The 23,731-nt window shown below is 68.8% G+C and carries 20 protein-coding genes; 10 read left to right on the plus strand and 10 right to left on the minus strand.

The features are described from left to right. On the plus strand, positions 1 to 4,407 hold the full coding sequence (locus tag ACWDXS_RS13865; protein WP_449965559.1) for an SbcC/MukB-like Walker B domain-containing protein: 4,407 nt from the start codon (positions 1 to 3) through the stop codon (positions 4,405 to 4,407). Positions 4,408 to 4,445: 38 nt separating this feature from the next. Here ACWDXS_RS13865 and ACWDXS_RS13870 read toward each other — a convergent pair whose 3' ends face one another. Further along, on the minus strand, positions 4,446 to 5,426 hold the full coding sequence (locus ACWDXS_RS13870; protein WP_449965562.1) for a helix-turn-helix transcriptional regulator: 981 nt from the start codon (positions 5,424 to 5,426) through the stop codon (positions 4,446 to 4,448). Positions 5,427 to 5,489: 63 nt separating this feature from the next. Here ACWDXS_RS13870 and ACWDXS_RS13875 point away from each other — a divergent pair, with 63 nt between their 5' ends. Next, the gene (locus tag ACWDXS_RS13875) at positions 5,490 to 5,909 is read left to right on the plus strand and encodes a RidA family protein (protein WP_378988207.1); all 420 of its coding nucleotides are present in this window, start codon (positions 5,490 to 5,492) and stop codon (positions 5,907 to 5,909) included. A gap of 97 nt (positions 5,910 to 6,006) precedes the next feature. On the opposite strand, the gene ACWDXS_RS13880 is transcribed toward ACWDXS_RS13875, so the two are convergent. Continuing rightward, the gene (locus ACWDXS_RS13880) at positions 6,007 to 7,014 is read right to left on the minus strand and encodes a helix-turn-helix transcriptional regulator (protein ID WP_378988210.1); all 1,008 of its coding nucleotides are present in this window, start codon (positions 7,012 to 7,014) and stop codon (positions 6,007 to 6,009) included. 85 nt (positions 7,015 to 7,099) lie between these two features. On the opposite strand from ACWDXS_RS13880, the gene ACWDXS_RS13885 reads away from it, so the two are divergent. Then, the gene (locus ACWDXS_RS13885) at positions 7,100 to 8,239 is read left to right on the plus strand and encodes an epoxide hydrolase family protein (RefSeq protein ID WP_449965567.1); all 1,140 of its coding nucleotides are present in this window, start codon (positions 7,100 to 7,102) and stop codon (positions 8,237 to 8,239) included. A 12-nt stretch (positions 8,240 to 8,251) separates the two neighbouring features. On the opposite strand, the gene ACWDXS_RS13890 is transcribed toward ACWDXS_RS13885, so the two are convergent. From ACWDXS_RS13890 to ACWDXS_RS13900, 3 genes are all read right to left on the minus strand, one after another. Continuing rightward, positions 8,252 to 8,761 carry a M15 family metallopeptidase gene (locus tag ACWDXS_RS13890; protein ID WP_387443241.1) on the minus strand — a complete coding sequence of 170 codons (510 nt, stop codon included), beginning with the start codon at positions 8,759 to 8,761 and terminating at the stop codon, positions 8,252 to 8,254. Between the two features lie 9 nt (positions 8,762 to 8,770). Beyond that, positions 8,771 to 10,162 carry an ABC1 kinase family protein gene (locus tag ACWDXS_RS13895; protein WP_378988219.1) on the minus strand — a complete coding sequence of 464 codons (1,392 nt, stop codon included), beginning with the start codon at positions 10,160 to 10,162 and terminating at the stop codon, positions 8,771 to 8,773. A gap of 136 nt (positions 10,163 to 10,298) precedes the next feature. Continuing rightward, entirely contained in the window at positions 10,299 to 11,975 is a 1,677-nt protein-coding gene (locus ACWDXS_RS13900; protein ID WP_378988222.1) for a fumarate hydratase, read from the minus strand. Between the two features lie 256 nt (positions 11,976 to 12,231). On the opposite strand from ACWDXS_RS13900, the gene ACWDXS_RS13905 reads away from it, so the two are divergent. Beyond that, complete coding sequence (locus ACWDXS_RS13905; RefSeq protein WP_378988225.1) at positions 12,232 to 12,741, plus strand: MarR family winged helix-turn-helix transcriptional regulator; 510 nt, start codon at positions 12,232 to 12,234, stop codon at positions 12,739 to 12,741. On the opposite strand, the gene ACWDXS_RS13910 is transcribed toward ACWDXS_RS13905, so the two are convergent. From ACWDXS_RS13910 to mftE, 3 genes are read right to left on the minus strand one after another with little or no spacing between them, the layout of a single operon-like run. Continuing rightward, positions 12,738 to 13,256, minus strand: coding sequence for a hypothetical protein (locus tag ACWDXS_RS13910; RefSeq protein ID WP_378988228.1), 519 nt, complete (start codon positions 13,254 to 13,256; stop codon positions 12,738 to 12,740). The genes ACWDXS_RS13905 and ACWDXS_RS13910 overlap by 4 nt on opposite strands. A 38-nt stretch (positions 13,257 to 13,294) precedes the next feature. Then, on the minus strand, positions 13,295 to 14,539 hold the full coding sequence (gene mftD / locus ACWDXS_RS13915; protein ID WP_378988231.1) for a pre-mycofactocin synthase MftD: 1,245 nt from the start codon (positions 14,537 to 14,539) through the stop codon (positions 13,295 to 13,297). Beyond that, positions 14,536 to 15,237, minus strand: coding sequence for a mycofactocin biosynthesis peptidyl-dipeptidase MftE (gene mftE / locus ACWDXS_RS13920; RefSeq protein ID WP_449966223.1), 702 nt, complete (start codon positions 15,235 to 15,237; stop codon positions 14,536 to 14,538). The genes mftD and mftE overlap by 4 nt, the downstream gene beginning before the upstream one ends. A gap of 81 nt (positions 15,238 to 15,318) precedes the next feature. On the opposite strand from mftE, the gene mftR reads away from it, so the two are divergent. From mftR to ACWDXS_RS13950, 6 genes are all read left to right on the plus strand, one after another. Then, positions 15,319 to 15,945, plus strand: coding sequence for a mycofactocin system transcriptional regulator (gene mftR / locus ACWDXS_RS13925; RefSeq protein WP_378988234.1), 627 nt, complete (start codon positions 15,319 to 15,321; stop codon positions 15,943 to 15,945). 110 nt (positions 15,946 to 16,055) lie between these two features. Further along, complete coding sequence (locus ACWDXS_RS13930) at positions 16,056 to 16,961, plus strand: STAS domain-containing protein (protein WP_056809988.1); 906 nt, start codon at positions 16,056 to 16,058, stop codon at positions 16,959 to 16,961. A 10-nt stretch (positions 16,962 to 16,971) separates the two neighbouring features. Next, the gene (locus ACWDXS_RS13935; RefSeq protein WP_056809990.1) at positions 16,972 to 17,352 is read left to right on the plus strand and encodes an STAS domain-containing protein; all 381 of its coding nucleotides are present in this window, start codon (positions 16,972 to 16,974) and stop codon (positions 17,350 to 17,352) included. Continuing rightward, positions 17,342 to 17,755: an ATP-binding protein gene (locus tag ACWDXS_RS13940; protein WP_056809992.1), complete on the plus strand. Its 414-nt coding sequence runs from the start codon at positions 17,342 to 17,344 to the stop codon at positions 17,753 to 17,755. Before ACWDXS_RS13935 ends, ACWDXS_RS13940 begins: the two co-directional genes overlap by 11 nt. A gap of 19 nt (positions 17,756 to 17,774) precedes the next feature. Beyond that, the gene (locus ACWDXS_RS13945; protein ID WP_170112222.1) at positions 17,775 to 18,368 is read left to right on the plus strand and encodes a SpoIIE family protein phosphatase; all 594 of its coding nucleotides are present in this window, start codon (positions 17,775 to 17,777) and stop codon (positions 18,366 to 18,368) included. Positions 18,369 to 18,420: 52 nt separating this feature from the next. Then, positions 18,421 to 20,781, plus strand: a complete 2,361-nt coding sequence (locus ACWDXS_RS13950; RefSeq protein ID WP_449965578.1) for a SpoIIE family protein phosphatase — start codon at positions 18,421 to 18,423, stop codon at positions 20,779 to 20,781. Here the strand turns inward: ACWDXS_RS13950 and ACWDXS_RS13955 are convergent. Together ACWDXS_RS13955 and ACWDXS_RS13960 are read right to left on the minus strand one after the other, a co-directional pair. Beyond that, on the minus strand, positions 20,756 to 22,252 hold the full coding sequence (locus tag ACWDXS_RS13955) for a flavin-containing monooxygenase (protein ID WP_449965581.1): 1,497 nt from the start codon (positions 22,250 to 22,252) through the stop codon (positions 20,756 to 20,758). The two genes, ACWDXS_RS13950 and ACWDXS_RS13955, sit on opposite strands and share 26 nt — an antisense overlap. After that, on the minus strand, positions 22,249 to 23,730 hold the full coding sequence (locus tag ACWDXS_RS13960) for a flavin-containing monooxygenase (RefSeq protein WP_387443225.1): 1,482 nt from the start codon (positions 23,728 to 23,730) through the stop codon (positions 22,249 to 22,251). Before ACWDXS_RS13960 ends, ACWDXS_RS13955 begins: the two co-directional genes overlap by 4 nt. Position 23,731 lies beyond the last annotated feature (1 nt).

The raw sequence follows: 23,731 nt of genomic DNA on the forward strand, positions 1-23,731 counted from the left end.
ATGTCACTCATTCACGGCGGAGTGCGGTTCGTCCCGACCAGGGCCGGCATCGTCAACCTGTGGGACTACCGCGACCAGGAGTTCAGTTTCGCCGACGGGCGCCTGGTGCTGCGCGGTCCCAACGGCTCCGGCAAGACCAAGGCCCTGGAAGTGTTGTTCCCGTTCGTCCTGGACGGACGGATCGAACCACGCAGGCTGAACCCGTTCGCCGGTGAAGAACGCACCATGAAGTCGAATCTGCTCTATCGCAAGCAGGAATCGGCCTACTCGTATGTGTGGATGGAGTTCGCGCGCGGCAGCTGGGACGACCCGGAGACCGTCACCGTCGGCATCGGCATGCGCGCCACCCGCTCGTCGGACAAGGTGACCCGCTGGTACTTCGTCGCCGACGGCCGCGCCGGGGTCGACTTCTCGCTCATCGGTCCCGACGACCGCCCGCTCACCCGCAAGCAGTTGGCCGAGCAGATCGGCAGCGACGCCATCGTGGACCGGCCCGTCGAGTACCGGGCGGCGATCGACGCGCGCATGTTCGGGCTCGGTGTGCAGCGCTACGACCAGCTGATCAATCTGATCCTCACCCTGCGCAGGCCCCAGCTCGCCAAGAATCTCGACCCGCGCGGTCTCTCCCAGGCACTCACCGACGGCCTTCGGCCCCTCGACGAGCAGTTGATCCTCGACGCCGCACGCTCGTTCAGCGATATGGAGGAGGTCGGCCGCACCCTCGACGGGCTCGTCCAAGCCGATACCGCCACTCGCCGATTCGTCGATGTGTACCGCAAATACCTTGCGGTACAGGCGAAAACGGACGTCGACCAGCTCCGCGCCCGCCTCGATGCCGTGACCAACGCCGCCACCGCGCTCTTCGCCGCGACCGCCCTGCGTACCCGCCGCGACACCGACCGCACCGAAGCCGAGACCAGGGCCGAGAACGCCGACCAGGCCTATGAGCAGGCGATCGCCGACCGCGAGAATCTCCAGCGCTCCAGCGCCTACGAGGGCAAACAGCAACTCGACGACCTGGCCGACGCCGTCCGCCGCCTCGAAACCTCCGCCGCGGCCCACCGCGACAAGGCCGCCGAAGCCTCGCACACGCTGCAACGCCGCGCCGAGGAAGCCTCTCGCGCCACCGAAGCGGTCCGCACAGCGGCCGCCGCCCTCGTCCGCGGCGAAGACGCGGTCCGTGCCGCCGCCGAAGAGGCGGGCATCGAATGGACCCCGCCGAGCGCCGAGGGCCGCGGCGACCAGTTCACCGCGGCGGTGCGCGGCCACGCGGAGGAACGTGACGCCGACGTGCGTGCGGTGCGACAAGCAGTGGGCAAGTGGGACACCGCCGCCGCCGACCGCACCCGCTCCGAGCGCCTGGCCGAACGCGCCGTCGAACTGCGCGACTCGGCCGCCGCCGAAGTCGCCCATGCCGAAGCCGCGGTCGCCTTGGCCCGCAGCGAATCCGCCGCCGCCCTGCGCACCTGGTGGAACGCGCACAGCGAGATCTTCGGGGCCGTTACCGAACCGGGGGCGCACGACGGCCGCTCGGACACGAATCCCGACGGACAGGACGGAAAAGGTGAACGTCGCCGAAAGGTGACGTCCGACACCACCGCCGGCTTGTTCGCAGCGCTCGACACCGCCATGGCCGGTGCGGGCGTGGAGGACATTCCCTCCGCCTCCGAGGTCTTGTCCGAGTGGTGCGAGCCGCTGCGCGAGCAGATCCGCACCCGCCGTGAGCAGGCGCGCTCCCGTGCCGCCGCCGCTGCTGTGCGCCGCGATGCACTGGTCGCCGAACGCACACAGATCGCCGCCCAGCGCGACGACGCTCCCCCGTCCCATCCCGCCAGAACCGGTGTCCGCGAAGGACTTCCGGGTGCGCCGCTCTGGCAGCTGGTGCGATTCGCCGACTCGGTGTCCCCGCGGGATGCGGCCGGTATCGAGGCGGCACTGCAGTCCAGCGGTCTTCTCGACAGCTGGATCTGCGGCCCGAGTCTGCCCGCCGGCATCGACTCCGAGCACTTCCTGCTCCCCTTGCCGATCGAGCAGCGCCCGTCCGGCCGTACTCTCGCCGATGTCCTTGTCGTCGAGGACGATTCGGCCGATCTCACCGTGCCTACCGAGACCGTTGCCGCGGTGCTGGTCTCCATCGCCCTCCACGACACATCCGCACAGCCGGGCACGACGACCGATGACACGCCGGACGCAGAACGATCCGTGTCCGGCGATGCCACCCGGGAGGTCACCGGCGCCACCCTCACCGCGCTGACCACCGCCGCCGCGCCGCAGGTCGTGGTCGGCCTCGCTGGAACTTTCCGGCAGGGCGTTCTCGTCGGCCACCACCACAAGCCCGAAGCCGAGTTCATCGGGACCACCGCGCGAGCGCGCAGACGTGAGTCCCGGCTCGCCGAAATCGAGGCGGCGATCGAGGCCGCTGCTGCCGAGCATCAGGCGGCGAGGGACGAAGATAGTTGCGCCACTGCCGAATTGGCCGCGCTGTCGGCGGGCGCCAAGGCACTGCCGCGCCCGTCGGCGGTGACGTCTGCCCTGCGTGCCGTGTCCGAGGCCGCCGGCCTGATGCGGTCGAGGGTGGAGGCCGCCGCCCAGTCCGAGCGCGAACTCGACCAGGCCGTCGCCGAAGTCGCGGCCCTGGACAAGAAGGTGCGTGCCGCCGCCCAAGCGCATCGAACCCCGCGCGAGGCACGCGAACTCGACGCGCTGGCCGCCGCGATCCGCCATTTCGAGAACACCGGTACGGGACTGCTCCGCCTACGCGCCGAACACGATCGGGAGCGCGAACGCGAACGCGAGGGCACCGACCGGCACGACGAGGCGCGGGCACTGGCCGAGGCGTTCGCCGAAGAGGCCGAGGCTGCCCGACTTGGCTACACCGAGCAGCAGCGCAAACTCGAAACGCTGCGCGAAGCGCTGGGCGCCAGTGCCGCCGACATCGACCGCGATCTCGACCTGGCCCGCGGTGCCATCGAGGCGGCCAAGGCCGAGCAGCGGGCCGCGCGCAAGGCCGCCAATGCCGCCATCGAAGCGGTCGGCGATGCAGAGGCGGCCTCCCGGACCGCCAACGAAGCGCTCGCCACCGCACTCACCGAAGTGCTCGCCGAGGTGCGTTCACTGGCCCCGTACGCCCGACCCGACCTGTTGAGCCTGCTCGGCGCCTCGGTCGAACACCGCTGGCCCAGTAGCGATGCCGCGTGGTCCACCCCGGAGCAACTGCTGTACCGCATCGTCGCCGCGGGGCCGGAAACCGACCCGGTGGTGCTGCCCGACGAGGTGGCCGCCTTGTTCGCCGACCTCGACACCGCCACCAGCCAGGTCCGCGCCACCGAGGCGGGTCGCAAGTCCACCCGGTCCGCGGTCACCACCGCGCTCCAGGAATTCGACGCCGCGCTCACCGCCTCCGGCCGCGACTACCGGCTGAACTGGGACGCCGCCGACGGACTCACCGTCGTCGCCGTCCACGACGAGAACGGCCAGGCCGCCCTGGCCGACTTCGCCGCCCGCATCGACGCCGCCCGCCGCGACCAGGAACTGCTGCTCACCGATGCCGAGCGGCGCATCCTCGAAGACGCGCTGCTCACCGGCCTGGCCCAGCAGATCCACGAACGCACCACCGACGCTCGCGAACTCATCTCCCGCATGGGCGCGGAGATGAAGCAGCGGCGGATGTCGTCGGGCAACACCATCGGTGTGCACTGGATCCTCGCCGACGGGTTGTCGGAGTCCGCGCGCTCCATGTGCAAACTCCTCGACCGCGACACCACCGCCCTGAGCCCGGAAGACCTCGGCTCGGTGCGCGCCCACTTCGCCGCCGAGATCCGCGCCGCCCGCACCGCGCACCCGGAGCGTTCGTACCCCGAAATCCTCGCCGCGACCCTCGACTACCGGACGTGGCGAGTCTTCTCCTTCACGCTGATCTCCGGGGACGGCACCGAGGACAAGCTCACCGTCGCCCGGCACAGCGCCCTCTCCGGCGGCGAACAGTCGGTCTCCCTGCACCTGCCCCTGTTCGCCGCCGCCCACGTGATGCTCGACTCCGCCGACCCGCAGGCCCCTCGCCTACTCGCTCTCGACGAAGCCTTCGCCGGCGTCGACGACAACGGTCGCAGCGAATTGCTCCGCCTCAGTGTGCAATTCGACCTCGACCTGTTCATGACCGGCTACGACCTGTGGATCACCTACGCCCACGTCCCCGGCTGCGCGCACTACGACCTGGCCCACTCCACCGCCGAGAACACCGTCAGCGCGACCCTTCTCGTCTGGGACAGCGGTGAGCTTCTCGCCGAACACGACGGCGGCGACCTCACCACGGCGCTGGGCTCCCCCAACCGCCGCCGAGTACCCAACACGATCGAGGGCGGGTTGACCCTGGAAGGGATGCCGGGCGAACCCGCTCCGGTGGGCTGATCAGCGGTACGGGTTCGCCCAGCGCGCGCCGAAGAGAATCATCGTTCTGATGACACCGCGTACCGGGCCGCGATCGCTGCGGCACGGTCGCGCAGGGTGATGCGTAACCACTGCGGGGCAACGACTTCCGCGTTCGCGGCGAGCTGCCACATCGCCCATTCGGCGTGTCGGCGATCCTGGAAGGCCACTTCCAGCCATAGTCGCCCGTCGTCGTCCGCTTCTTCGCGGTGGACAGCCACCGCGGTGCCGACCAACTCCTCGCGCCGCGCCGGATCGACCAGAACCCGTACGGTGACGAGATCGCCGCCTGCGCGAAAGCGGGCGCTGCGCTCCTGCCAAGCCCGGTCCAGATCGACCCGGTCCGGTCGCTGGGCCGGTTCGGCGAGCGCCTCGGCCGCCACGACCCGCGACAGCCGGTAGGTGCGGTCCGCGCCGGATCTGGTGGCGAGCAAGTAGCCTCGGCCTCGGACGGTGACCAGGCCGATCGGGTCCACCGTGCGCCACGCGGGGCTCTGGTCGACGGCGGCGTAGTGAATGCGCAGCTTGTGTCCGGCGAGCACCGCGCGCCGGACCTCGCTGACGATGGTGTCGGGCAGCTCCTCGGCATCCAACCGGCGCGAGAGCAGATCGGTCTCGGGATCGATGAGCAATCGTTCGGCCGCGTCGCTCGCGGTCTCCCGATAGCTTTCGGGCAGCGCGTCGACCACCTTGAGCATGGCCGACGCGAGCGCCGAGCCGAGCCCGAATGCCTGTGCGCCACGCCGTGATCCGGCGATCAGCAAGGCCAGCGCCTCCTCGTGGTTCAGCCCGGTCAGCTCGGTCCGGAATCCGGGCAGCAGCGCGAACCCGCCGTGCCTGCCCCGTTCGGCGTAGACCGGAACGCCCGCCGTGGACAGCGCCTCGATATCGCGCAGCACGGTCCGGGTGGACACCTCCAGTTCGCGGGCCAGGGTGTCCGCCGACAGCTGACCGTGCCGGCGCAGCAGCAGCACCAGGGAGACCAACCGGTCAGCTCGCATACGAAAAACTATGCCAGGAATACACGACACAGGATGTCGTGTATTCCTGGCAGGTTCATCGCCATGACAAACATCGACCACGCGCGCCACACCATCGTCAACCCCGACGGCCTGCACGACCCGACCCCCTTCGGCTACAGCCACACCGCCGTCATCCCCGCTGGTACCGAACTGGTTCTCGTCTCGGGACAGTACGGATCCCGACCCGACGGCGCGGTCGTCTCCCCCGACTTCACCGAGCAGGTCGACCAAACCTTCCGCAACATCGCCACCGCCCTGGCCGCCCACGACCTCGACCTCAGCCACGTCGTCCAGCTCCGGACCTACGTCGTGAATCACGACGTCAGCAAACTGGGCCCCATCGCCGGTGCCGTCCAAGCGAACTGGGGCACAACCCCTCCCACCCAAACCCTCATCGGCGTCGCGAGCCTCGCCACCCCCGACGTCCTGTTCGAGGTCGAAGCCGTCGCCGCCCGCCCCTGAGTGTTCTCCGCACCTGCACCGGGCTGTCGAACCCGGTGCAGATGGGGAGAGTTACCGGGCCGCTTTCCGCACGGGCAGATGGTCGATGGCGGCAACCTCATCGGTGACGATCCGAGACGCTCGAACGAGCACGGGCGGTCGCTCGATCACCCAGGGCGGCTTGCAAGCGACTCGTGAGGGCACGCAATGCCGCGGTCAGTTCAGGCGAATCATGGACGCGGAACGGCACTCCCAGGGACGTCAGTTGTCCGGCGAGCCAGGTGGGGTCGTCGTCTCGGGTGGCGGTGAGGCGGCAGGTGGTGTTGCTGTCGGCGCGAAGGGTGTTCGGTTCCTCGCCGAGCCGGCCTGCGATTCGGCCGCGTGGAGCTTCGATGGTGACATCCACCTGGTATTCGGGTGTGGCCCAGTCGGTTCGGCGGCCTGCGACGTAGTCGGCCGGGTCGGCGGCGGGGAGGTCGCGGGGGGCGATCCGGGCGCCGGTGGGGTGGGGGGTTTCGATGCGGTCGGCGCGGTAGCTGCGCCAGGCGTCGCGGTCGAGGTCGTAGGCGACGAGGTACCAGCGGCGGCCTGCGGCGGCGACGCCCGCGGGTTCGGTGTGGCGGCGGGATTCGGCGCCGGTGGCGTCGCGATAGGTGAAGCGGAGTCGTTCTCGGTTGGTGACGGCGGCGGCGAGGGTGGTGAGGACCTCCGGGTCCACGGCGGGGCCCTCGCCCGCTCGGACCGTGACCGCCGCGCCGACCACGCGCACTCGTCTGCGCAGTGTCGCGGGCAGGACTTGTTCGAGTTTGGTCAAGGCTCGCACCGACGCGTCCTCGATGCCCGCGACCGCCTGTCCCGCGGCGACTCTCAGCCCCACCGCGACGGCGACGGCCTCGTCCGCGTCGAGGATCAGCGGTGGGAGCGCCGAGCCCGCGGTGAGACGGTAGCCGCCTGCCGCACCCATCGCGGCGACTACCGGATAGCCCAGGTCGCGCAGGCGGTCGATGTCGCGTCGCACGGTCCGATCGGTGACGCCGAGCCGGTCGGCCAGTTCGCTGCCCGGCCACTCCCGTGGCATCTGCAACAGGGAGAGCAGGCGGAGCAGGCGGGCGGCGGTGTCGGTCATGTTTTCCATTCTCGCGCACATCTAGGACCAGAACTGTCCTAGATGGTCGATAACGTCGACATCACACCGACGACGAGGAGTCCCGATGACCACCATCCGCCCGTTCCGCATCGACATCCCCCAGGCCGACATCGACGATCTGCACGACCGGCTGAGCGGGGCGCGCTGGGCGGCTCCGCTGCCGGGCGAGGGCTGGGAACGCGGCATCCCCACCGAGTACCTGCGCGAGCTCGCCACGTACTGGGCGAACGAATTCGATTGGCGGGCACAAGAAGCCGCGCTGAACGCGTTTCCCCAGTTCATCACCGAGATCGACGGCCTCGACGTCCATTTCGTGCACGTGCGCTCCCCCGAGCCCGACGCGGTGCCGCTGCTGCTGACCCACGGCTGGCCCAACTCGTTCGTCGAGTTCACCCGCACCGTCGGCCCGCTCACCGATCCGCGCGCTCACGGTCTCGATCCCGCACTCGCCTTCGACGTGGTGATCCCGTCCGTCCCCGGCTTCGCCTTCTCGGCGGCGCCGCGCGAACCCGGCATGACCACCGCACGGGTCGCCGCGATGTGGGCCACTCTGATGGACCGCCTCGGCTATGACCGCTACGGCACGCAGGGCGGCGACCTCGGCGCCTACGTCGCGCCGGAAATGGCGCTCGCCGCGCCGGAACAGGTGATCGGTGTGCATCTCGACGGCGGGATCGGCATGCCGACCGAGGCCGACGTGCCCGCGATGTCGGCCGAGGATCGTGCGCAGTGGGCGCAGATGCAGCAGTGGATGACGGGCGGCGTCGACCACCACGCCCTGTTGCGGGCGGCCCCGCAAACGTTCGCCCTCGGCTGGAACGATTCGCCGGTCGCACTGCTGGCGTGGATGATGCAGAAGTTCCAGGAGTTCGCCTATATGGCCGACCGCGCCGAAGACGTGATCGAGCGCGACCACCTGCTGACCAATATCGCCCTGTACTGGTTCACCCAGACCACCGGCACCTCGTCCTGGCCGATGTACGACGGGCTGCGCACCGGCGGCGGGTTCGGCTGGCCCACCGACCAGAACCTGGTGCCGACCGGCGTCTACGGTGGCGGTTCACCGCTTATGCGCACACTCGCCGATCGCGGCAACAAGATCACCCATTGGCCGTCGGGAAATCCGGGCAACCATTTCGTCGCGATGGAAGAACCGACCGCGCACGTCGCCGACATCCGGACCTTCTTCGCCGGGCTGCGCTGACGGGGTTCGGCTCTAGCGTTGACTCGCGTCCGGTACCCGCGGCGGACACGGCGCACCGGGCGCGGTCACCAGCTCGAAATGCCACCACTCGTTGTCGAAGGTCCGGCACAGTCCCCACCGGTTGCCGTTGTCCTCGAGCCACTGTGCCCCCACCTGCGGGCCCACATCGACGGCACGGCCGGAGACATGGGTGGACTCCTCCGGCGGCAGCACCCAGCGTCGCGCTTCCTCGGGGCTGCCGTAGGTGGCCAGGCCGTCCTGCCAGAGCCACAGCTGCTGCTCGTAGGTGCGATGACCGGAGGTGATCGACAGCGGCACGTCCTCGGCATGCGCCTGCTGTTCGGCGAGGGTGTAGGCGGCGGCGAGCGGCGGGTCGAGGCCTTCGGTGCCCGCTGCCGATTGGAACTGCTCGCGCGGCTCGGGTTGGGCGTCGGCGGCGCCGATGCCGACGGCGGTGACGGCCGCGGCGGCCGTCACGGTCACCAGGATCCGGTCGGCCACGCGGCCGAGCACAGTATTCATAGGCGGATTCTATCGACCCGGCCGGTCGTCGAGACCACGGCGCCACTGCTCGATCGCCCGGCCGATCTCGGTCTGCGGGGGTTCGTCGTAGAGCCATTCGCGGGCGAGCTGATGCCAGTTGGCGGTAACGCGCAGCTGACCGAGGGTGGCGAAGGTGAACAGGTCGGCGCGGCGGGAGAACACGTGCTCGGGCGGCAGCAGCTGTTTGTGCATGCCCTGGAAGTCCGACGCTCTCGGGTCGACGGCGAGAAGTAGTGCGCCGGTGGCCAGTTCGGGGGTGATCGTGACTTCCTCGTCGAGCAGGTGCCAGCCGGTGGCGGCCCAGACGTAGGCCAGACTCTCCTCCACGGTGACCTCGGAATCGGGGTCGATGATCCCCCGGCCCAGCCACGCGGCGAACAGATCCTCACCGCGGCCCTCCGCGGCGGCCCGCAGGACCGAGCGCTCGAACTCGACGTGCTCCGGATCCATCTCCTTGTAGAGGCCGAAATCGACGAAGGCGAGTTTGCCGTCGGCGGCCAGCAGCACATTGCCGGGATGCGGGTCGCCACAGAACTCGTTGTCGGCGAACAGACCGGCGATGTAGAAGCGGTAGATCAGCTCGCCGAGCCGGTCCCGCTCGGCGGCAGGCAGTGTCTGGATGTGCGAAAACGGATGCCCTTCGACGAATTCGGTGACCAGCACATTGTGCGTGCAGAATTCCTCGATGCTGTCGGGCACGGTGATGAAAGGATGGCCACGATAGCGCCGTGCGACCCGATGCTGGGTCTGAGCCTCGCGTTCGTAGTCGAGTTCGCTGCGCAGATTGCTGGCGACCTCCTCCAGCACACCGGTGTCGGCCATGCTCGGCAGCACTGTTCTGGCCATTTTGCCGAGGAACTCGAGATTGCTGATGTCGGCGTGGACGGCGCGCTCCACCCCGGGATACTTCACCTTGACCGCCACGACGCGTCCGTCGTGCAGTCGCGCCCGGTGTACCTGCCCGATCGACGCCGCCGCGATCGATGTCTCACCGAACTCGGCGAACGTCTGGGCCAAGGGGCCGAGATCGTCCTCGATCACCTGCCGCATCGTCGCGAACGGCATCGCGGGCGCCCGGTCCTGCAGGGCCGCGAGCTGGGCGCGGAACTGCTCGCGATGGGCTTCGGGAACGAAGTCGAGATCGAGCACCGAGCCCATCTGCCCGAGCTTCATCGCCGAGCCCTTCATGCTCCCCAGCACCGCGACGATCTGCTGCGCCTTCATCATCGCCGACCGCTCCGCCAGCACCTCACGGGCCTCGTCGGTGCGCCCGATCATCGACAGCCGGCGCCCGACCTCGCGCACCGCCTGCCCGGCGGCGAACTGCCCCAGCTTCGCGCTGCGCGTCGCCCGCCCCCGGGGAACTCCACCGCTCGCCAATCCGCACCCCTGTCAGGCTGTACACCGTATGTCGTGCGTCACATTACACCGGGGTGGCGGACGTCGCCGGGCCCGCGGAACAGACGAAACCCCGGCGCTCACCGCAGTGGGCACCGGGGTATCGACGACCGGATGGCTACACGCGTTCCTTGGAACGGGTGCGCACGCGCAGGGCGATCGGCTTGGAGGTCTCGGCGAAGAAGTCGTTGCCCTTGTCGTCGACGACGATGAACGCGGGGAAGTCCTCGACGTCGATCTTCCAGACCGCTTCCATGCCGAGTTCGGCGTATTCCAGGACCTCGACGTTCTTGATGCAGTCCAGGGCGAGACGGGCGGCGGGACCGCCGATGGAGCCGAGGTAGAAGCCGCCGTGTTCGTTGCAGGCCTTGGTGACCTGGGCCGAGCGGTTGCCCTTGGCGAGCATCACCATCGAGCCGCCCGCGGCCTGGAACTGGTCGACGTAGGAGTCCATGCGACCCGCGGTCGTGGGGCCGAAGGAGCCCGACGCGTAACCCTCGGGCGTCTTGGCCGGACCGGCGTAGTAGACGGCCATGTCGCGCAGATACTGCGGCATGGGTTCGCCCGCGTCGAGCCGTTCCTTGATCTTGGCGTGCGCGATGTCACGGGCCACGACCAAGGGGCCGGTCAGCGAAAGACGGGTCTTGACCGGGTATTTCGACAACTCGGCGCGGATCTCGTCCATCGGGCGGTTCAGGTCGATCTGCACCACGTCGCCGCCGAGGATGTCGGCGGTCTGCTCCGGAAGGTACTGGGCCGGTTCGGTTTCCAGCTGCTCCAGGAAGATGCCGTCCTTGGTGATCTTCGCCAGCGCCTGGCGGTCGGCCGAGCAGGAGACGGCGATCGCGACGGGGCAGGAGGCGCCGTGGCGGGGCAGACGGACCACGCGCACGTCGTGGCAGAAGTACTTGCCGCCGAACTGCGCGCCGATGCCGAACTCACGGGTGAGCTGGAAGACCTCCTCCTCGAGCTCGACGTCGCGGAACGCGTGACCGGTGATCGAGCCCTCGGTGGGCAGGTTGTCCAGGTAGTGCGCAGAGGCGTATTTCGCTGTCTTCAAGGCGAATTCGGCGCTGGTGCCACCGATGACCACCGCGAGGTGGTACGGCGGGCAGGCCGCGGTGCCCAGCGAGCGGATCTTCTCGTCGAGGAACTCGAGCATGCGCTCGGGGTTCAGGACGGCCTTGGTCTCCTGGTACAGGAACGACTTGTTGGCCGAACCGCCGCCCTTGGCCATGAACAGGAACTTGTACACCGGGTTGTCGGCGTCGCCCTCGGTCGAGTACAGCTCGATCTGGGCAGGCAGGTTGGTGCCGGTGTTCTTCTCGTCCCACATGGTGATCGGGGCGAGCTGGGAGTAGCGCAGGTTCAGCTTGGTGTAGGCGTCGAAGATGCCGCGGCTGAGCCATTCGGCGTCGTCGGCACCGGTGAGCACGCCCTCGCTCTTCTTGCCCATCACGATCGCGGTGCCGGTGTCCTGACACATCGGCAGCACGCCGCCGGCGGAGATGTTGAGGTTCTTGAGCAGGTCGAGCGCGACGAAGCGGTCGTTGCCCGAGGACTCGGGGTCGTCGATGATCTTGCGCAGCTGCCGCAGGTGCGCGGGGCGCAGGTAGTGGCTGATGTCGTGGATCGCCGTCTCGGTCAGCAGCCGCAGCGCCTCGGGCTCGACCTGCAAGAAGGTGCGCCCGTTGTGCTCGAAGGTGCTGACCCCCTCGCTGGTGAGCAGGCGGTAGGGCGTCTCGTCGGCGCCGATGGGCAGCAGATCGGAATAGCGGAACTCCGGCGCGGTCACGGATCGCACTCCTTCGGGCAGGGCGGGCACCGCAACACTGCGGAGCACCAGGCATGGCTGGTCACAAAGCAATCCGCAGCCTATCGACCACCCACACCCGCACGACGGTTAGGCAACCCTATGTGAGGTTCCTGACCTACCCTAACTAATATCGAGGTTGCACGTTCAACCCAAACGGTGCTACCCATTCTCCGGGCGGTGGCGGGAGTGCACCGTTCAATCCGAAGCCTGCACCTTCAGAATCTGGAGCTCGATCGTGACCGATCCACAGTGGCTCGATGATGTCGAAATGCGTGCCTGGCTGGGCTATGTCCGAACCCGCGACCTGATCGCCGCGGCGATCGGGCGCGACGCCGGCCGGGCAGCCAACCTGAGCTATGTCGAGTATTCCGTGCTGGTCTACCTAGCCGACGCACCAGGTCAGCGACTCACCTTCGCCGACCTGGCCTGCGCGCTCGAATGGTCGCAGAGCCGGCTCTCGCACCAGATCACCCGCATGCAGAAGCGCGGTCTGGTCTCCCGCGAGACGATGCCGCACGACCAGCGCCGGACCGTGGCCAAGCTGACCCCCACCGGCGGGCAACTGCTCACCACGGCCGCGCCCGCCCATGTGCGCAGTGTGCGCAAGCACATGATCGATGTCCTCGATCGCGACCAGCTCGCGACCCTCGCGGAGATCTACGACGTGCTCGTCGATCATCACCGCGGCGCGAAGTCGGCCGAACCGGTCGGCCGGCTACAGACCGCCGCGCCCGGCGAGGACTAGGACCCGCCGCTGCCGCCCCCGCCGGAGGAGTCGGGGCGGGCCTTGCCCAACCCGCCGCGCGCGATGCTGCCACCCTTGGTGGGTGCGCCGCGATCGAAGACGTCGCCGCTGGTCGGGCGCAGGAAACTGCCCGCCGCCAGCGCGACAGCGACGCCGATCGCCGGGTAGACGAACGTATCGGTGTGCTGATACCAGAAGCGCGAGTACGTGGTATCGCTGGTGTCGCACTGGTCGTCGGCCACGCGGACGTTGGTCGTCTTGTCCACGCAGACACCGACCGACGCCGGTGTGGCGGCGGTCGAGGTCGTGGTGGTCACCCGCGATGTCGTTGTCGGCGGCGGCTTCGAGGTGGTCGTGAGGGTGGTCGACGCCGCACGCGGTGCCGGTTTCGGGGTGGCGGTGCCACATCCGGCCGAGACCAGCGCCACCGCCACCACGGCGGGCAGCGTATAGGACACGCTGCGCGACATCATGATTCGCCTGCGCGAACCCTCGATTTCCGAAACCACACTCACGAAATTCCCCCTCGGGCGGTGTTGACCAACCGCCGATACTATCCAGCAGCGGCGCCGCTCACGACAGTTCCGTTGGTAGCGAAATCCCCTTCACCGGAATCCTTTCGACCCGAAACGACGCCCAACGCGCGTTCGAAACCGGCGGGAACGATGATGTCGTCGCGGGTCAGGTCGGTGATCGAGGTCTTGCGCAGACCCAGCAGCGCCGAATCGATACCGCCACGCAGGATGTCGAGTACGTTCTCGACACCGGCCTGGCCGTTGGCCGCCAGACCCCACAGGGAGGCGCGCCCGATCAGCACCGCGCGCGCACCGAGCGCCACGGCCTTGACGACATCGCTGCCACGGCGGATACCGCCGTCGAGGAGCACCTCGATCTGGTCGCCGACCGCGTCGGCGAGCACCGGCAGGGCGCGGATGGCGGCGGGGGTGCCGTCGAGGTTGTTGCCGCCGTGGTTGGACACCGAGATGCCCGCGACGCCCGCGTCGACGGCACGCAGGGCGTCGTCGACCCGCATCACGCCCTTGAGCAGCACCGGGCCGTCCCACTGCGCGCAGATCCAGGCGACATCGTCCCAATCGGGTGCCGGGGTCTGCATCCATTCGCCGTAGGCGCCGAAGAACCCGGGGGCCGCGCCGCCGCCGACCGCCATATTGGGCGCGGTGAGGTCGGGGATGCTGCCCGAGCGCAGGTAGGTCGCGAGCCAGCGGGGGCGCGCGAGGGTCTGCGGCGCGAATTTCATCATCGTGCGCAGGTTCAGCGACTCCGGGATCACCGGGCTGCCCCAGTCCCGACCGTGCGAGAACGACCAGTCCAGGGTGAGGATCAGGCCCACGGCACCGGCCTTCTTCGCCCTGGCCATCCGCTCGAGGATCTGATCCTTGTTGCCACACCAGTACAGCTGGAACAGGGTCGCCGGGTTGGCGGCGACAACGTCCTCGACGGGCTTGCTCGCGAAGGAACTGAGCCCCATGGCGATTCCGCGGGCCGCCGCGGCGCGGGCGACGGCGACCTCACCGTCGGGGTGCACCGCCTGCACGCCGGTCGGCGAGATCAGCACCGGCATCGACACCTGCTGACCGAGCACCGTGGTCGATTGGTCACGGTCGCCGATCGGCCCCGCGCAGTGCGGGGCGAAACCGAGTTCGGTGAACGCGGTCTGGTTGTCTTCGATGGTCTGTCCGCGTTCCGATCCGGCGATCAGCGCGCCGTACACCGACTTCGGCAGGCGCTTGCGGGCGCGCCGCTGCGCCTCGGCAACGGTCTCGAACCAGGGATTCATCGGGGTCCTTCCTCATGATCCTGCGGCCACCATCGGCGCAGGTCTTCCAGCAGTGCGGTAGTGGCGATCGTCAGCAGGCCGGCGCCTTCTTCGGCGCTCGATCCGGTGGGGTCGCCGAGGATTCCGTTGGGGCTGGCTGCCCGCACCCCGCCCGCGCGCAGCAGGGGCAGCAGTTCGGCCAGCGGGCGGCGGTCCCCCGGTTCGGCCAGTTCGGTGCGCACCCGGTCGGGGCGCAGCGCGAGCTGGATCGAGGTCTCGGTGCGCCCGGCGTGCGGGTCGCCGCCGTAGCCGGGCGAGAACAGCCGCACGTCACGCGACTCCGACCGCAGCAGCGCGACGGCTCGGCGCAGCGCTTCCACGTTTCCGCCGTGCCCGTTGACCAGCACGATCCGCGAAAACGTGTCCGTGGCGGAGCGGCACAGCTCGACGACGAGCAGTTCCAGCGCCGCCTGTCCGATCGACAAGGTGCCCGCGAACCCCGCGTGCTCGCCGCTGGCCCCGTAGGCCACGGCAGGCGCGATCAGCAGATCGGTTCGCTCGTCCGCGGCCCGCCTGCTCACCGCCGACGCGATATCGCTGTCGGTCGACAGCGGCAGATGCGGGCCGTGCTGCTCGGTCGCGCCGAGTGGGATGACCAGGATCACTCCCGCGGCGGCGCGCACACCTGCCTCGGGCGATGTGAGGTGCGCCACGAACATGGCGCCCACATTAACGTCAGTCACTGACATAATCAAGGGCGCGTGCAGGTCGAAAGCTCGCCGAGTCCCTATCCTGTATCCATGTCCGCCCCGCCGCCGCGCGCACCGATGTCGATTCCGAAGCAGTCGGGGCACCGCGGGCGTCCGCCACGCACCACGCGCCGCGAGCTCGAGGTGATCGCGATGAAGCTGTTCGCCGAACACGGGTTCGACGACGTCACCGTCGAACGCATCGCCGCCGAGGCCGGGGTGAGCGAACGCACGTTCTTCCGCTACTTCCCCACCAAGGCCGAGGTGCTGTGGCACCAGTTCGACAACGAGGTCGACGACCTGCGCGCCGCGTTCGCCGCCGTCCCCGGCGACGAGCCGATGATGGCCGCGGTGCGCCGCATCGTGGTGGCGGCCAACAGATATCGCCCCGAGGACATCCCCGAACTGCGCACCAGAATGCGGCTCGTCTCCGGAGTTCCCGCCCTCTCGGCAGGCGCGGGGGCACACTACGACGCGTGGGAACACGCCGTCGGCGAGTTCGCCGCGAGCCGTCTCGGCGCGGGCGCGGGCGACCTGATTCCGCTCGCCATCGGGCGCACCACCCTGGCCGCCGCGCGGGCGGCCTTCGATGCCTGGCTAGAGCGCGGCGACACCGATCTCACCGTCTATCTCGACCGGGCACTGCGCGCGCTGGAACGCGGGTTCGCCCCGGATTAGCCGGGCGCGCCACGTTTGGGCAGCACCACAGAGGGGGTATGAGTAGGCTCAGGCCCAACGCGCACTGTGCGCACCGAAAACGTCCGTCGTCGAAAGGGGCAGGGGTTTCCATGTCCGAGGTGTCCACGAGTCTTTCGGCGGATTCGCTGCCGGCGCAACCGCTCGACAACCTGCTGCCACAGCTGGTCGAGCACCTGCGGCAGAACCGCACCGGGCTGCGGGAAGAGTGGGCACGGCGCATCACCGAAGCCGAACTGCTGACCGCGATGACCCCGGAGGAGATCTTCTCCGAGGCGACGTCGATGTACGACAACTACGTCGAGGTGCTCGTCACCGGTAGCGTCGAGGCACTGCAGGCCTACGCCCGCGACCTGTCCGAGCGCATCATTCCGCGAGGCGTCGAGACCGACGAGGTCATCGGCATCGTCCTGCTGCTGCGCGACGTCCTGGCACGCAGCCTCTTCGAGAAGTACCAGTCCAACTTCGAGCTGCTCAATCGCGTGCTCGACGCCTACGAACCGGCCGCCAACCGCATCGCCAACACCGTGGCCGTGTCGTTCGTGCAGGAGCGCGAGCGCGTCATCAGCCGCCAGCAAGAGGCCATCCGCGAGCTGTCCACCCCGGTTCTGCAGGTTCGCGAGCAGCTGCTCATCCTGCCGATCATCGGCGTGCTGGACTCCCAGCGCGCCCGCCAGCTCACCGAGCAGCTGCTGCGCGCCATCCGCGCCAATCGCGCCAAGGTGGTCGTCATCGACATCACCGGTGTGCCCGCGATCGACTCCGTGGTGGCCAACCACCTCGTGCAGACCGTCGACGCCTCGGGCCTGATGGGCGCGAGCGTGATCATCACCGGCCTGTCCTCGGAGATCGCGCTGACCCTGGTGACCATCGGCCTCGATCTGTCCAAGATGAACGCGGTCGGCGACCTCCAGGGCGGTATCGAAGAGGCCGAGCGTCTCCTCGGATACGAGGTCTCCCGAGTGACCGAGCGCTTGAGCGAGCGGGACGGGCGCTGACCAAGCCACCATGCCGGTACCTATTCTCAAGCAGGGCACGTACCTGATCGCCTCGGTACAGTCGGCCCTGACCGACGCCGACACCGAGCGGCTACAGGACGACCTGATGAAGCAGGTCAGTCGCTATCGCGCGACCGGCATCATCGTCGACGTCACCGCCATCGACGTGATGGACTCCTTCGCCGCGCGCTCGTTGCGCACCATCGCGCACATGACCCAGTTGCGCGGCGCGGAAACCGTCATCGTCGGACTGCAACCCGAAGTCGCCTTCGCCATGGTGCAACTGGGCCTTACCTTCGAAGACATGCACACCGCGCTGGATCTCGAGGAAGGCCTCTCCTGGCTGAATCGGCACCCGCGGCGACGAGACGGTCGCGACAGTGGCCGCTGAGCAGGTGGCGATCGCGGTCAAGGTGTCCGAGGACATCGTCACCGCCCGGCAGGCCGGGAGCGAGTTGGCCGGTGACCTCGGGTTCACCCTCACCGACCGCACGATGATCTCCACCGCCATCTCCGAAATCGCCCGCAACATCACCAGTTACGCGGGAAGCGGCGAGATCAGGCTGCTCATCGACTTGCGCGAGGGTCGCCGCGCGCTCGTCATCCAAGCCGAGGACCAGGGTCCCGGCATCCGCGACATTCCCCGCGCGCTGGAGGACGGCTATTCCACCGGCCGCGGACTCGGACTCGGACTGCCCGGCGCGCGCAGGCTGATGGACCGCCTCACCATCGATTCCGCCCCGGGCCGCGGGACGTTGATCGAGATGTGGAAGTGGGTACCCGACGTTGCATGAGGACGGGATCATCGGGCGCATGGAGTGGTCGACGGCCGGTCGGGCGCTGCCCGGCCAGGACGTCTCCGGTGACCGCGCGCTCGTGCTCGACACCGGCGCCGGTGTGCTGTTCGCGGTGCTCGACGGGCTCGGTCACGGTGCGCCCGCGGCCGAGGCCGCCGATCGCGCGACGGTCATCCTCACCGAGAACTGTGGCGAACCGCTGGATGTGCTGATGGTGCTCTGTCATCGCGCGATGGTCGAAACTCGCGGCGCCGCAGTGTCTTTGGCGTTGATCGAGCCGGGCGAGACGCTGCAGTGGCTCGGCGTGGGCAATGTCGATTCGCGACTGCTCACCCTCGGCCCGGCCGGTCCGGAGCTGCGGGCCACAATGCTGCTCACCGGCGGCATCGTCGGGTACCGGCTGCCCTCGCACCTGCAGCCGCAGACGCTGCCGATCCGCCCCGGCGATCTGCTGCTGATGGCGACCGACGGGATCGTCGCGGTCGGCCCGGAATCGCTGGACCTGGCCAAACCGGCCACTGCCATCGCGGGCGATCTGCTCGCCCGCGACGCGAAGGACACCGACGACGCGCTGGTGCTCGCGGCGCGTTTCCGTGGGCCGTGCCCGTGAGGCCCCGAGACCGCGGTCTGTTCGCACCGACCCGGCCGATGAGAGGTTGCCGATGAGCGCTGTCCTGGTCGCATTTCTCGACGACTATTCGGCGGCCATGCGCCGCCACGTCGCCGCACCAGGCCAGGCCGGCCTCTCGGAGGGTTACGACCTCGGCAGGCGGGCCCTCGTGGAGGGCATCAGCCTGCTCGATCTCACCGAGCATCACTTCCGGGCGGTCGCCGAGGACGCAGGCACGCAGGCCGATCCGCGCCGCGCCGAAGTGGCACTGGAATTCCTGCTGCAGACCATGGCGGCCCTCGATATCGCCACTCGCGGCTATCTCGACGGCACTCGCCGCTACGAGCAACAGCGTTCCCGCGCGGAGGATCTGGAAGGCCGCGACGCGTTTCGCACCGCGCTCGTCGAATCGTTGCAGGACGGGTTCTTCGTCGCCGACGACCACGGCACCATCGTCGAGGTGAACTCCGCGTTCGGGGTACTCACCGGCTACGGCGCCACCGAGGTGCCGTTCCCGCTACCGCACCCCTGGGCACTGAGCGATCGCACCGGCTACCCCCAGATCGGCACGGAGGCAGCGCGATTCGTCATGCCGGTGCGGCATCGCGACGGCCGGGAACGCTGGCTGGCGGTGAGCGCGAGTTCGCTGGTGAAGCAGGAGAACGACGAGCGGATCTTCGTCGGCACCGTGCGCGATGTGACCGCCGAACACGACGCACAGGCCCGTGACCAGGCCGCCTCGCGTCTGGCCACCGCCGTCGGGGCCGCGACGAGCATGGTGGAGGTCCTCGCGGTCGGACTCGACGAGCTGCGCCGGACCATGGGCGCCGAGACCGCGCTGGTCGCGATCTGGCCGAGCCGGACCGGGCGCCCCGATGTCTACTCCTGCGGCGTGACGCCGTCGGGCAGCGAAGAAGCGGAGCCCGCTCCCGAAACCATCGCCACCGCATCACAATTCACCGCGACGCCGATGCGGCAGAGTGGCCCGCGCGCGGACGGCCCCGTTGTACTCGACGACGACACCCAGGCGCTGCTCGATCGCTCGCGCAGGCAATCCGCCCGTGGCCTGTCGGCCATCACCGGTGACGAGGGCGGAGTCGACGCGGTCGTCGCACCGCTCGGCGAGACCGGTGACGCGGCACTGTGGGTGCGCTTCGGCGCGCCGCGCGCGGTGAGCGCCGCCGACTGGGCCCTGTATTCATTGCTCGTCGGCCATCTCAGCGTCGCACTGCAGCGCGCCCGCAACTTCGATCAGGCGCGCGCCACCTCGCTCACCCTGCAGCGGGCGATGCTCGGACCGATCGAACTGCCGCCCCGTTTCTCGGTGCACTACGAACCCGCCCTGCCACCGCTGGAGATCGGCGGCGACTGGTACGACGTGGTGCCGTTGCGTGACGGCACCATCGGCGTCGTCGTGGGCGACTGCGTCGGCCGTGGCCTGTCGGCCGCGGTGGTGATGGGCCAATTGCGTACCGCGGCAAGAGCTCTGCTGCTGCGCGGCGCCGGACCGGCACAGCTGCTCGCCGAACTCGACGCCGTGGCGTCCCGGATCCCGGGCGCCATGTGTACGACGGTGTGCGCGGCGGTGCTCGACCCGGAGCGCGGGATGGTGCGGTACTCGAACGCGGGCCACATGCCGCCGGTCCTCGCGCCTCCCGGTGGGCCGGGCCGGGTCCTCGAGGGTGGACGCGCGGTTCCCCTGGCGACCTTCGACACCCCGCGCAGGCCCGAGGCCACGACCGCGCTCCCGCCGGGCGCGACCCTGGTGCTGTTCACCGACGGCCTGGTCGAGCAGCGTGGGTACGACATCGCCGAGGGCTTCATCAAGATCGCCGAAGTGCTCAGCGAAACCGGCGCCGCACTCCCCCGCGACGTCGCCGACGCCGTGCTGTCGCGGCTGTGCCCGCCCGCGGGCTACGACGACGACGTCGCCATGGTCGTCTACCGTCAGCCCCCGGAGCCGCTGAGCCTCGATTTTCCCGCCGCCGCCACCGAATTGGCCGGCGTGCGCCGCGGCCTCTACCGCTGGTTCGCCACCGCCGCGGTCCCGCACGACCTGGCCGCCGACCTCGTCGCGGCCGCCAACGAGGCCTGCAGCAACAGCGTCGAACACGCCTACCGCGACTCCGAACCGGGCCGCGTGAGCCTGACGGCCCGCTGCGACGGTGACCGGGTGGTCCTCGAGATCGCCGACAACGGCAACTGGATTCCCACTCCCACCGATCCCGGCTATCGCGGTCGCGGCGTCGAGATGATGCGGGTGCTCACCGAGGACCTCACCTTCGACCACGACGAGAGCGGCACCCGGGTGCGCATGTGGGTGACCCTGCCCTCGATCACCTTCCCCACCGCGAACCCGCTGCGCGCCTCCTCCCGACCGCCGGCGGTCAGCTCCCGGCAGAACTCGTTCTGACCGGGGTGGTCTCGTAGGCCGCCACGTCGAAGCTCTTCAGCAGCCGGTGGAATCGGAAGCTGAAGTCCGGCCACAGCGTGGCATTGTGGCCGTCCTCGTCGACGAACCAGCTGGTGCAGTCGCCGGCGTTCCACACGGTGCCGTCGAATTTCTTCTGCAGGTCCCGGTTGTAGCCGGCCTGCGCGTCCGCCTTGACCTCGACCGTGCGCAGCCCATCGGCCGCCATCGTGGTGATCGCGTCGCTGATGTAGTTGATCTGGGATTCGATGGTGAAGATCGCCGAGGTGTAGCTCAGCGCGGAGTTCGGGCCGATCATCAGGAACATGTTGGGGAAGTTCGCGATGGTCGTACCCTTGTACCCGCTCATCCCCTCGGCACCGAAGACCTCGGACAGTGTGCGGCCGTCGCGCCCGCTGATCAGGTCGTAGGTCGGCGAGTCGGCGATCCGGAAGCCCGTCGCCAGCACGATGGCGTCGACTTCACGCTCGGTGCCGTCGTTCGCGACGATCGACTGCTCGCGGATCTCGGCGATGCCGTCGGCGACAACCTCGACATTGTCGCGGGCCAGTGCGGGGTAGTACACGTTCGAGACCAGCATGCGCTTGCACCCGAGGCGGTAGCCGGGCGTGACGGTGCGGCGCAGCTCCCGGTCCCGGATCACCCACCACATCTTCAATCGCGCACCGCGCGAGAAGAAGTCGGCGAACGGTGGGTACTTGGACTGCCAGAGCACGAACGACTCACGCACCCAGTACACGCCGATCCGCGCCATCCGCTGCGCACCCGGAACACGCCGGTAGTAGAGGCGTTCCAGCCACGAGTACTTGCGTCCCATGCGCGGCAACACCCACGGTGCGCTGCGTTGATACAGGTCGAGCTTGGCGACCTCGCCCGCGATGGACGGCACGATCTGGATCGCGGACGCACCGGTGCCGACCACCGCGACCCGCTTGCCCGCGAGCTCGAACTCGTGATCCCAGCGCGCGGAGTGGAACATCGCCCCCCGAAAGGTGGTGATGCCCTTGATGTCGGGCAGCTTCGGTGCACTCAGCGGGCCGGCCGCCGACACCATGATGTCGGCGGTGTAGGAGCCGTCGCTGGTCTGGATCTCCCAGCGCGCGGTGTCGTTGTTCCAGCGCGCGCCGATGACCTCGCAGCCCAGCACGATCGAGTCGCGCACCCCGTGCCGGTCGACCACGTCCTGGACATACCGCTGGATCTGCGGCTGTGTCGAGAACGAATGCGTCCAGTGCGGATTGCGGGCGAACGAGTACGAATACAGCTGCGACGGCACATCGCACCCGGCGCCGGGATAGGTGTTGTCGCGCCACGTACCGCCGATGTCGCTCGCCCGCTCGAGGACGACGAAGTCGGTGATCCCCAGCTGGCGCAGCCGAACAGCCACACCCAGCCCGGCGAAGCCGGCGCCGATGATCGCGACGCGGGTGTGACGCGTCGACGGTGCGGTCATCGTGTCTTCGTCGTGGTGTCGTAGGCGTCGATGTCGAAAGTGCGCACCATTCGCCGATATTTGAAGCTGAAGTCCGGCCACAGCGCCGAGTTGTTGCCGTGCTTGTCGAGGAACCAGCTGGTGCAGCCGCCGTTGACCCACACGGTGCGGGCCATCTTCGGCTGCAACTGCTCGTTGTATTCGATCTGCGCGTCCAGGCGGACCTCGAACGATTGCAGGTTGCGCTGCTCCATCGTGGTGATCGCATCGACGATGTAGTTGATCTGGGATTCGATGATGTAGATCAGCGAGGTGTAGTTCAGCCCGGAGTTGGCGCCGAGCATGAAGAAGATGTTCGGGAAATTGGCGACCGTGGTGCCCTTGTACATCTGGTAGCCCTCGGCATCGGCTGCCTCGGACACGGTCCGGCCGTCGCGACCGGTGTACAGGTTGAAGGTCGGCGAATCGGCGACGTGGAAGCCTGTGGCCAGCACGATCGCGTCCACCTCCCGCTCCGTGCCGTCCTCGGAGACGATCGAACCGCTGCGGACCTCGGCGATGCCGTCGGTGACGACGTCGACGTTGTCACGATCGAGCGCACCGTAGAACTTGTTCGACACGAGCATGCGCTTGCAGCCGATCCGGTGCTGGGGCAGCACTTTTCGGCGCAGCTCCGGGTCACGGATCTCGAAGCGCATCTTGAATCGCCCGACCGTCTCGAGCACGATGCCGGTCCACGGATACTTCACCTGCGTGATCACGAACAGCTCGCGCGTGATGTAGATCAGCGCCCGGATGAACCGTTGCAGGCCCGGAACACGTTTGAAGGCAAAGCGTTCCAGTCCCAGGTACGGCCGCGAGATCTGCGGCATCACCCAGGTGGCGGTGCGCTGGTACACGTCGAGGTGCTCCACCTCGGGCGCGATCGACGGAACGATCTGCACCGCCGAGGAACCGGTGCCGATGACGGCGACCTTCTTGCCGGCCAGGGTGGCGTCGTGGTTCCACCGCGCGGAGTGGAAGATCTCGCCCTCGAAGCTCGAGATGCCCTTGATATCGGGCAGATTCGGCTCGGCGAGCACACCCGCCGCCGAGACGATGAAATCGGCGGTGAAGGTGCCCTTGCTGGTCTCGATGTCCCACCGGCCGTCGGCGTCGTTCCAGCGGGCGCCGGTCAGCGCGCAGTCGAAGATGTGCTTGTCGCGAACGCCGTAGCGTTCGGACACGGTGCGCAGGTACTGCTCGATCTCGGGCTGGGGCGAGAACGAGCGGGACCAGTCGGGATTGAGCGCGAACGAATACGAGTACAGGTGTGAGGGCACATCGCAGCCCGCACCGGGATAGGTGTTGTCGCGCCAGGTTCCGCCGACATCGGGGCCGCGTTCGATGACCACGAAATCGGACAGGCCACGCTGGCTGAGCCGGATCGCGGTACCCAGGCCGGAGAGCCCGCTGCCCACGATCATGACCTGGACGTGGCGGGTGTCGTTACTGCTCATG

Source organism: Nocardia sp. NPDC003183, from assembly GCF_053590715.1.

Excerpts from the sequence above, each read along its gene's own strand:
- ACWDXS_RS13865 (WP_449965559.1), top strand. The coding sequence starts at position 1 with ATGTCACTCATTCACGGCGGAGTGCGGTTCGTCCCGACCAGGGCCGGC.
- ACWDXS_RS13950 (WP_449965578.1), top strand. The coding sequence starts at position 18,421 with ATGAGCGCTGTCCTGGTCGCATTTCTCGACGACTATTCGGCGGCCATG.
- ACWDXS_RS13885 (WP_449965567.1), top strand. The coding sequence starts at position 7,100 with ATGACCACCATCCGCCCGTTCCGCATCGACATCCCCCAGGCCGACATC.
- ACWDXS_RS13960 (WP_387443225.1), bottom strand. The coding sequence starts at position 23,730 with ATGAGCAGTAACGACACCCGCCACGTCCAGGTCATGATCGTGGGCAGC.
- mftR (WP_378988234.1), top strand. The coding sequence starts at position 15,319 with ATGTCCGCCCCGCCGCCGCGCGCACCGATGTCGATTCCGAAGCAGTCG.
- ACWDXS_RS13930 (WP_056809988.1), top strand. The coding sequence starts at position 16,056 with ATGTCCGAGGTGTCCACGAGTCTTTCGGCGGATTCGCTGCCGGCGCAA.
- ACWDXS_RS13870 (WP_449965562.1), bottom strand. The coding sequence starts at position 5,426 with ATGCGAGCTGACCGGTTGGTCTCCCTGGTGCTGCTGCTGCGCCGGCAC.
- ACWDXS_RS13880 (WP_378988210.1), bottom strand. The coding sequence starts at position 7,014 with ATGACCGACACCGCCGCCCGCCTGCTCCGCCTGCTCTCCCTGTTGCAG.
- ACWDXS_RS13955 (WP_449965581.1), bottom strand. The coding sequence starts at position 22,252 with ATGACCGCACCGTCGACGCGTCACACCCGCGTCGCGATCATCGGCGCC.
- mftD (WP_378988231.1), bottom strand. The coding sequence starts at position 14,539 with ATGAATCCCTGGTTCGAGACCGTTGCCGAGGCGCAGCGGCGCGCCCGC.
- ACWDXS_RS13935 (WP_056809990.1), top strand. The coding sequence starts at position 16,972 with ATGCCGGTACCTATTCTCAAGCAGGGCACGTACCTGATCGCCTCGGTA.
- mftE (WP_449966223.1), bottom strand. The coding sequence starts at position 15,237 with ATGTTCGTGGCGCACCTCACATCGCCCGAGGCAGGTGTGCGCGCCGCC.
- ACWDXS_RS13945 (WP_170112222.1), top strand. The coding sequence starts at position 17,775 with ATGGAGTGGTCGACGGCCGGTCGGGCGCTGCCCGGCCAGGACGTCTCC.
- ACWDXS_RS13890 (WP_387443241.1), bottom strand. The coding sequence starts at position 8,761 with ATGAATACTGTGCTCGGCCGCGTGGCCGACCGGATCCTGGTGACCGTG.
- ACWDXS_RS13875 (WP_378988207.1), top strand. The coding sequence starts at position 5,490 with ATGACAAACATCGACCACGCGCGCCACACCATCGTCAACCCCGACGGC.